Source organism: Streptomyces pathocidini (genome assembly GCF_001418495.1).
Taxonomy (GTDB): domain Bacteria; phylum Actinomycetota; class Actinomycetes; order Streptomycetales; family Streptomycetaceae; genus Streptomyces; species Streptomyces pathocidini.
Genome location: NZ_LIQY01000483.1, coordinates 1 through 6321 on the forward strand (window position 1 = coordinate 1; position 6321 = coordinate 6321).

General features: G+C 72.4%; 6 protein-coding genes and 1 pseudogene. 3 read left to right on the forward strand and 4 right to left on the reverse strand.

The features are described from left to right. Positions 1 to 228, reverse strand: a pseudogene (locus AOK16_RS20895) (ATP-binding protein); the annotation flags it as partial. A gap of 170 nt (positions 229 to 398) precedes the next feature. Between AOK16_RS20895 and AOK16_RS20900 the strand changes: the two are divergent. Then, positions 399 to 857, forward strand: coding sequence for a hypothetical protein (locus tag AOK16_RS20900; RefSeq protein WP_055473727.1), 459 nt, complete (start codon positions 399 to 401; stop codon positions 855 to 857). Between the two features lie 68 nt (positions 858 to 925). On the opposite strand, the gene AOK16_RS20905 is transcribed toward AOK16_RS20900, so the two are convergent. From AOK16_RS20905 to deoC, 3 genes are read right to left on the reverse strand one after another with little or no spacing between them, the layout of a single operon-like run. Next, complete coding sequence (locus tag AOK16_RS20905; protein ID WP_055473728.1) at positions 926 to 1813, reverse strand: aldehyde dehydrogenase family protein; 888 nt, start codon at positions 1811 to 1813, stop codon at positions 926 to 928. Further along, complete coding sequence (locus AOK16_RS20910) at positions 1806 to 3236, reverse strand: aldehyde dehydrogenase family protein (protein WP_055473729.1); 1431 nt, start codon at positions 3234 to 3236, stop codon at positions 1806 to 1808. Before AOK16_RS20910 ends, AOK16_RS20905 begins: the two co-directional genes overlap by 8 nt. A gap of 2 nt (positions 3237 to 3238) precedes the next feature. Beyond that, complete coding sequence (deoC, locus tag AOK16_RS20915) at positions 3239 to 4243, reverse strand: deoxyribose-phosphate aldolase (protein ID WP_205627744.1); 1005 nt, start codon at positions 4241 to 4243, stop codon at positions 3239 to 3241. Positions 4244 to 4498: 255 nt separating this feature from the next. On the opposite strand from deoC, the gene AOK16_RS20920 reads away from it, so the two are divergent. Together AOK16_RS20920 and AOK16_RS20925 are read left to right on the forward strand one after the other, a co-directional pair. Next, positions 4499 to 5281 carry an HNH endonuclease family protein gene (locus AOK16_RS20920; protein WP_398719409.1) on the forward strand — a complete coding sequence of 261 codons (783 nt, stop codon included), beginning with the start codon at positions 4499 to 4501 and terminating at the stop codon, positions 5279 to 5281. Positions 5282 to 5561: 280 nt separating this feature from the next. Next, on the forward strand, positions 5562 to 6230 hold the full coding sequence (locus AOK16_RS20925) for a SurA N-terminal domain-containing protein (protein WP_240483674.1): 669 nt from the start codon (positions 5562 to 5564) through the stop codon (positions 6228 to 6230). Positions 6231 to 6321: the final 91 nt, after the last annotated feature.

A 6321-nucleotide genomic window follows, 5' to 3' on the forward strand; every position in this document is an offset into this window, starting at 1 on the left:
CAGCTCCTCGATCGCCGCGACCGCCGCGTCCGCGTCCCACGACAGCGGGGAGTCCCAGTCCGTGGCCGAACCGCCCGGCATGCGGGGGAGCGTGGGGTCGCCCTCCTCCTTGTAGAAGTCGTCCAGGCCGAGCACGGGCAGGCCCGTACGCGCGGCGAGGGAGGACTTGCCGGAGCCCGAGGGGCCGGTGAGCAGCACCACGCGGGTGCGGCGATGGGGGAACGTCACGGGCAGCCATTCTCGCGCACACGTACGGAGTTGCGACCCGCAGGGGGACGAGACATTGGCCTCTCCGGCACCCCTCGACTACGCTCCGTCGTTACCCGATCACGCGATCGGGATCCCGTATGCCCCCTATCCCCAAACGCCCTACGCGATACAGAACCTGGCAGGTGGCCATGGCCCATCACGCACGTCCCAAGGCTCCCAAGGCGGCCCGGGTTCCGCGCGCACTGCTGCGCGCGGGATTCGTGGTGGCGGCCGGCGCCGCGCTCGGCGCGGGTGGTGCGGCGAACGCGAGCGCGGCGGAGCCGGCGCCGCCCGCGGCGGACAAGCCGCGCATCGCGCTCAACCGCTCGCAGCTGGAGGACCCCGTCGGATCGTTGCGCACCGGTGTCCAGCACACGATTCCGGCGGTGACCGGGCTGCTGAAGAGCCAGCCGCTGTACCCGCTCGGCGGGACGGGACTCGACCCGCTGTCCAACGGCGTCGGCGCGAAGCTCGCCGACTTCAAGTCCGTCGGCACCAACGACGTGACCGGCAACCTCACCAGGCGCCAGTCACTGGACGACCTCCCCGTCGTCGGCCCCGTCGCCCGCCGGCTGCCGGGCGGCTGGCACACCGAACTCGCCAAGTGACCTGACGCGAAGGGCCCCGTCACCCGGGAGACCGGGCGGCGGGGCTCCGTGCTGCGGTTCGCGGGCGGCTAGACCCCCATCGGGTGCCACACCGTCTTCGTCTCCAGGAAGGCCAGCAGCCGGTCCGTGCCGGGGTCCGCGGACCAGTCCACAGGCTGTGGACGGAGAACGCGCTTGAGGTTGTCGGCCGCGGCTGTCTCCAGATCCGCCGCCAACGCCCCGTCCGCCCCCGCGAGATCGATCGCGTTGACGTCCTGGTGCGCGGCCAGTGTCGGCGCGATCTCGGCGGTCCGGCCGGAGAGCAGGTTGACCACCCCGCCCGGGAGGTCGGAGGTCGCCAGGACCTCGCCCAGCGACAGCGCGGGCAGCGGCGCCTTCTCGCTCGTGGCCACCACAGCCGTGTTCCCGGTGACGACGACCGGGGCGAGCACCGACACCAGCCCCAGGAACGACGACTCCTGGGGCGCCAGCACCGCCACCACACCCGTCGGCTCGGGGGTGGAGAGGTTGAAGTACGGGCCGGCGACCGGGTTGGCGGACCCGGCGATCTGGGCGACCTTGTCGGACCACCCCGCGTACCACACCCACCGGTCCACGGCCGCGTCCACCTGCGCCGCGGCCCGGGCCCCGGACAGCCCCTCGGCGGCGGCCACTTCGGCCGCGAACTGCTCCCGGCGCCCCTCCAGCATCTCCGCGATCCGGTAGAGGACCTGCCCGCGGTTGTACGCGGTGGCGCCCGACCAGCCGCCGAACGCCTTGCGGGCCGCCGTCACCGCGTCGCGGGCGTCCTTGCGGGAGGAGAGGGGCGCGTTGGCCAGCCAGTCGCCCTGGCCCGCCGCGCCGGGGGCCGATGTCGCTGCGGTCACCTCGTACACCCGTCCGCTCTCGGACCGGGGGAACCTGCCCCCGACGAAGAGCTTGTAGGTCTTCAGGACGTTCAAGCGGTGGTCAGACATTGAGGTACGCCTCCAGGCCGTGGCGGCCGCCCTCGCGGCCGAAGCCCGACTCCTTGTAGCCGCCGAACGGCGAGGCCGGGTCGAACTTGTTGAAGGTGTTGGACCAGATCACGCCCGCGCGCAGCTTGCTCGCCATCCACAGGATGCGCGAGCCCTTCTCGGTCCAGATCCCGGCCGACAGCCCGTACGGCGTGTTGTTGGCCTTGGCCACCGCCTCCTCGGGCGTGCGGAAGGTCAGGACCGACAGCACCGGGCCGAAGATCTCCTCGCGGGCGATGCGGTGCGCCTGGGTGACGCCGGTGAACAGGGTGGGGGCGAACCAGTAGCCGGCGGAGGGCAGTTCGCAGGCCGGGGCCCAGCGCTCGGCGCCCTCGGCCTCGCCCGAGTCCGCCAGCTCCTTGATACGGGCCAGCTGCTCCGCGGAGTTGATCGCGCCGATGTCGGTGTTCTTGTCCAGCGGGTCGCCCACCCGGAGTGTGGCCATCCGGCGCTTGAGCGCGTCCAGCAGCTCCTCCTGGACCGACTCCTGGACCAGGAGGCGGGAGCCCGCGCAGCAGACGTGCCCCTGGTTGAAGAAGATCCCGTTGACGACGCCCTCGACGGCCTGGTCGATGGGGGCGTCGTCGAAGACGATGTTGGCCGCCTTGCCGCCCAGTTCGAGGGTGAGCCTCTTGTCCGTGCCCGCGACCGTACGGGCGATGGCCTTGCCCACCTCGGTCGAGCCGGTGAAGGCGACCTTGTCGATGCCCGGGTGCGCGACCAGCTCCGCGCCCGTGGAGCCGTCGCCCGTGACGATGTTGACGACGCCGCGCGGCAGCCCGGCCTGGCGGCAGATGCCGGCGAAGAACAATGCGGAGAGCGGGGTCGTCTCGGCGGGCTTCAGCACGACCGTGTTGCCGCAGGCCAGTGCCGGGGCGATCTTCCAGGCCAGCATCAGCAGTGGGAAGTTCCAGGGGATGACCTGGCCGGCCACGCCGAGCGGCTTCGGATCCGGTCCGTAGCCGGCATGGTCGAGCTTGTCGGCCCAGCCCGCGTAGTAGAAGAAGTGCGCGGCCACCAGCGGGAGGTCGGCGTCGCGGGACTCGCGGATCGGCTTGCCGTTGTCCAGCGACTCCAGCACCGCCAGCTCGCGCGAGCGCTCCTGGATGATCCGGGCGATCCGGAACAGGTACTTCGCCCGCTCGGCCCCCGGCAGCGCCGACCACGTCCCGAACGCCCCGCGGGCCGCCGCGACCGCGCGGTCCACGTCCTCGGCGGAGGCGTGTGCGACCTCGGAGAGGACCTCCTCGCTCGACGGAGACAGGGTCTTGAAGACCTTGCCCCCGGTGGCCTCGCCGAACTCGCCGTCGATGAACAGCCCGTAGGACGGCGCGATGTCGACCACCGCGCGGGACTCGGGCGCCGGTGCGTACTCGAAAGCCATGGTCAGTCCACCGTCACGTAGTCGGGGCCGGAGTAGCGGCCGGTATCGAGCTTCTGGCGTTGCATCAGCAGGTCGTTCAGCAGGCTGGAGGCGCCGAAGCGGAACCAGTCCGCGGTCAGCCAGTCCTCGCCCAGCGTCTCGTTCACCATCACCAGGTACTTGATCGCGTCCTTGGTCGTCCGGATGCCGCCCGCGGGCTTCACCCCGACCTGTACGCCCGTGGCCGCGCGGAAGTCGCGGACCGCCTCCAGCATCAGGAGCGTCACCGGGGGAGTGGCGTTGACCGCCACCTTGCCCGTCGAGGTCTTGATGAAGTCGGCCCCCGCGAGCATCGCCAGCCAGGAGGCGCGGCGCACGTTGTCGTACGTCTGGAGCTCGCCCGTCTCGAAGATCACCTTCAGATGGGCCGCCGGGCCGCCCTCCCGCGCGCACGCCTCCTTGACGGCCCTGATCTCATCGAAGACCTCCAGGTACCGGCCGGAGAGGAACGCGCCCCGGTCGATCACCATGTCGATCTCGTCGGCGCCGGCCGCGACCGCGTCCCGGGTGTCGGCCAGTTTGACCGGCAGCGCGGCCCGGCCCGCGGGGAAGGCGGTGGCGACGGAGGCGACGCGGACCTCCGCGCCGCCGCCCTGGAGCAGGGCGTCCTTCGCGGTGGCGACCATGTCCGGATAGACGCAGATCGCCGCGACCTCGGGCACGGATCGATCGGTCGGGTCGGGGTGGACGCCCTTGGCGCACAGCGCCCGGACCTTGCCCGGGGTGTCCGCGCCTTCGAGCGTCGTCAGGTCGATCATCGAGATGGCGAGATCGATCGCGTAGGCCTTGGCCGTCGTCTTGATCGAGCGGGTGCCGAGGGTCGCGGCGCGGGCCTGGAGGCCGACCGCGTCGACGCCCGGCAGGCCGTGCAGGAAGCGGCGGAGCGCGGCGTCGGAGGCGGTCGCGTCCGCCATCGAGGCCAGCCGTGCGGCAGCCTCCGCGCCGTATGCGGGAACTGAGGAGGGCATGGTCACCAGGTGAGCATATCTACGCGCGTAGCGGTATGTCACCCCCAGGCCACCTGTCACAGGGCCCCGGGACGGCTCCGGAGACGTCCCGGGGCGACCCCTGGAGACGCACCGGGGGCCAGTCCCCGGAAAGCGGAAGGGGATCTTCCTGAACGGGCCCCGCCGGGGCACCGAGTTCGGCAGGATCAGGCGTCGAGTTCTCTAGGATCAGCTCGCCCGTCCCCGTACCGCCAACTCCCGACTGGAAACCTCGCCTTGATACCTGCGCCGATAACCGCCGACTCCTCCCCTGCCCGCGGGGTCTCCCGAACTCGCGGAACCCTGGTCGCCGTTGCGGCCGTCCTCCTCGCCGCCAGCGGATGCGTACCGGAGAGCGGCGGCTCCGGCGGTTCGGGCGGCGCCGGGGACTCCGGCGACGGGAAGGTGCCCGCCTCCGGAGCGGCCCTGAAAGCCGTCGACGGGCTGACCGTCAAGGGCCGGGCGCCCAAGACCGGTTACGCGCGGGAACGATTCGGCACGGCGTGGGCCGACACCGACGGCAACGGCTGCGGCACCCGCGACGACATCCTCGCCCGCGACCTGGCGGGGGTGAGCCTCAAGGACCGGGACTGCCAGGTCGGTTCGGGCACCCTGACCCGCGACCCGTACAGCGGCAAGCGCGTGGAGTTCGTGCGCGGGCGCAGCGAGGTGGACATCGACCACCTCGTCGCGCTGTCCGACGCCTGGCAGAAGGGCGCCTCCCAGTGGGAGCCGCGCAAGCGGATCGCGCTCGCCAACGACCCGCTCAACCTCGTCGCGGTCGACGCGAGCACCAACCGCAGCAAGGGCGACGGCGACGCGGCGACCTGGCTGCCGCCGTCCAAGGCGTACCGCTGCGCCTATGTGGCCGGACAGGTGGCCGTGAAGAGGAAGTACGGGCTGTGGGTGACGGCGGCGGAGCGCGACGCGATGCGCGAGGTGCTGTCCGGCTGCCCGGACCAGAAGCTTCCCTCGGGCGGGAACCCGACGGAGGCTCCGGCGCGCTTCTCGGCGAAGTGAGGCTCGTACGGCCGTGGCCCGACCGCGGCTGAGACGCTTCGGCCCGTACGCGCTTCGGCCCGTCCATGGCTGAGGCGCTTCGGTCCGTGCGCGGCGGGGCGCCTCGGCCGGGTCTCCGCGGTCCCGGGCCGCCCGCCGGATCTCCCGCGCATCCCCCCGGCCGCCCACTCGTTGGTCGAATGATGGTCGAACCAGTGGTCCACGCCAGGCCGACTGCCTACTATCGATCACCGCAAGGTCGGTGCACCGCCGCATCACCCGTTGCCGCCGGGAGGCATACGTGATCCGCCAGATCCGCCCGAACCGTTCCAGGACCGCGATCTCCGTCTCCGCCGTCGCGCTCCTCGCGGCGCCGCTGCTGGCCGGCTGCGGGAGCGCGCCGCGACCGGGGGCCGCCGCCGTGGTCGACGGGGAGCGGATCACCGTCTCCGAACTCCAGGCACGGGTCGCGGACGTCCGGGACGCGCAGGGCGCGACCGAGCAGTCGGCGCAGCTCATCCAGGACACCGGCCAGCTCAGCCGGGCCACCCTCAACGGCATGATCTTCGACAGGGTGTTGGCCCGGGCCGCCGACGACGCCGGGGTGAGCGTCAGCCGCCGCGACGTGCAGAAGGCGCAGGACGAGGCCGAGAAGAGCGCGGGCGGCGCCGCCCGGCTGCGCGCGATGTGGCTCCAGCAGTACGCGATCGGGCCGGATCAGGTCGAGTCCACCGTCCGCAACCAGGTCGCCATGGACAAGCTCGCCAAGGCTCTGGGCGTCGACCGCGCCGCCCCCGACGGCCAGGCGAAGATCGTCGACGCGCTGCGCGAGGCCTCCTCCGGTATGGGCATCGACGTCAGCCCGCGCTACGGCACCTGGGACGACCGGAAGGTACTCCTCGGCAACGTCAAGACGCGCTGGCTCCGCGAGGTCTCCGCCGCGGGCGCCCAGGCCGAGCGGCAGGGCTGACGCCCGGCCACGCGCCGGACCCGCCGTCTCCAGGCCCTGACGCCAGGCCCTGCCCCCGGGTCCGACGCCAGGCCCTTCCCCCGGCTCGACC